The sequence below is a fragment of the Pseudomonas sp. FME51 genome (assembly GCF_014897305.1).
In genome coordinates, this window is record NZ_JABUYN010000037.1 from 1 (window position 1) to 2,233 (window position 2,233).

Sequence of the window (2,233 nt, forward strand, 5' to 3'; positions counted from 1 at the left end):
AATGCGCCGCTCACTGAAGAGGCCGGTTTGATCGCTTCTTCAAGGTGAGAAAGGAATTTCAGGAAGGCGTTGACAAGGGGTGTTACTCCTGTAGAATGCGCCTCCCTGGCCCGGAACAGCAGCAGCGTTTCAGGCCGGTTTGCCAAGCGGTGCAGCGCTGAAAAGCCTCACAATAAATGCTTGACAGATCAGAAGGTTAGCGTAGAATACGCGGCCTTGGTCAGGCGGAGACGCAGGCCGAATCGCTCTTTAACAAATTGGAATCAAGTAATTCGTGTGGGTGCTTGCTCAATGGAGAGATGATCGCAAGATTATCAGCCTAAGCAAGTTACTCTGTGAATTCATCGAGTTTATAGATGTTTTTTGTACGGCTGAGCCAAGTTTAGGGTTTTCTCAAAACCCAATCAGTATTTAACTGAAGAGTTTGATCATGGCTCAGATTGAACGCTGGCGGTAGGCCTAACACATGCAAGTCGAGCGGATGACGGGAGCTTGCTCCCTGATTTAGCGGCGGACGGGTGAGTAATGCCTGGGAATCTGCCTGGTAGTGGGGGATAACGTTCGGAAACGGACGCTAATACCGCATACGTCCTACGGGAGAAAGCAGGGGATCTTCGGACCTTGCGCTATCAGATGAGCCCAGGTCGGATTAGCTTGTTGGTGGGGTAATGGCTCACCAAGGCCGCGATCCGTAACTGGTCTGAGAGGATGATCAGTCACACTGGAACTGAGACACGGTCCAGACTCCTACGGGAGGCAGCAGTGGGGAATATTGGACAATGGGCGAAAGCCTGATCCAGCCATACCGCGTGTGTGAAGAAGGTCTTAGGATTGTAAAGCACTTTAAGTTGGGAGGAAGGGGTGTTGCTTAATACGTAACACCTTTGACGTTACCGACAGAATAAGCACCGGCTAACTCTGTGCCAGCAGCCGCGGTAATACAGAGGGTGCAAGCGTTAATCGGAATTACTGGGCGTAAAGCGCGCGTAGGTGGTTCAGTAAGATGGGTGTGAAATCCCCGGGCTCAACCTGGGAACTGCTTTCATAACTGCTGAACTAGAGTACGGTAGAGGGTAGTGGAATTTCCTGTGTAGCGGTGAAATGCGTAGATATAGGAAGGAACACCAGTGGCGAAGGCGACTACCTGGACTGATACTGACACTGAGGTGCGAAAGCGTGGGGAGCAAACAGGATTAGATACCCTGGTAGTCCACGCCGTAAACGATGTCAACTAGCCGTTGGGAACCTTGAGTTCTTAGTGGCGCAGCTAACGCACTAAGTTGACCGCCTGGGGAGTACGGTCGCAAGATTAAAACTCAAATGAATTGACGGGGGCCCGCACAAGCGGTGGAGCATGTGGTTTAATTCGAAGCAACGCGAAGAACCTTACCTGGCCTTGACATGCTGAGAACTTTCCAGAGATGGATTGGTGCCTTCGGGAACTCAGACACAGGTGCTGCATGGCTGTCGTCAGCTCGTGTCGTGAGATGTTGGGTTAAGTCCCGTAACGAGCGCAACCCTTGTCCTTAGTTACCAGCACATTATGGTGGGCACTCTAAGGAGACTGCCGGTGACAAACCGGAGGAAGGTGGGGATGACGTCAAGTCATCATGGCCCTTACGGCCAGGGCTACACACGTGCTACAATGGGGGATACAAAGGGTTGCCAAGCCGCGAGGTGGAGCTAATCCCATAAAGTCTCTCGTAGTCCGGATTGGAGTCTGCAACTCGACTCCATGAAGTCGGAATCGCTAGTAATCGTGGATCAGAATGCCACGGTGAATACGTTCCCGGGCCTTGTACACACCGCCCGTCACACCATGGGAGTGGGTTGCACCAGAAGTAGCTAGTCTAACCTTCGGGAGGACGGTTACCACGGTGTGATTCATGACTGGGGTGAAGTCGTAACAAGGTAGCCGTAGGGGAACCTGCGGCTGGATCACCTCCTTAATCGAAAGATCACCTCTGTTTTTCAAGCACTCACACGAATTACTTGATTCCGAAAGCACGGCGATTGGGCCTGTACTCCAAGCAACACGGTGGCAGCCCGAGATAATTGGGTCTGTAGCTCAGTTGGTTAGAGCGCACCCCTGATAAGGGTGAGGTCGGCAGTTCGAATCTGCCCAGACCCACCAATTATCGAGGTGTCAGATTTGTCAGGTCTGAACGGGGCCATAGCTCAGCTGGGAGAGCGCCTGCCTTGCACGCAGGAGGTCAGCGGTTCGATCCCGCTT

1 tRNA gene and 1 rRNA gene are annotated in these 2,233 nt (G+C 52.6%); both read left to right on the forward strand.

Features of this window, described 5'->3' with window-relative positions:
• The first annotated feature begins 412 nt into the window (after positions 1–412).
• Positions 413–1,949 (forward strand): 16S ribosomal RNA (locus INT39_RS22245).
• Between the two features lie 108 nt (positions 1,950–2,057).
• Positions 2,058–2,134 (forward strand) — tRNA-Ile (locus INT39_RS22250).
• Positions 2,135–2,233: the final 99 nt, after the last annotated feature.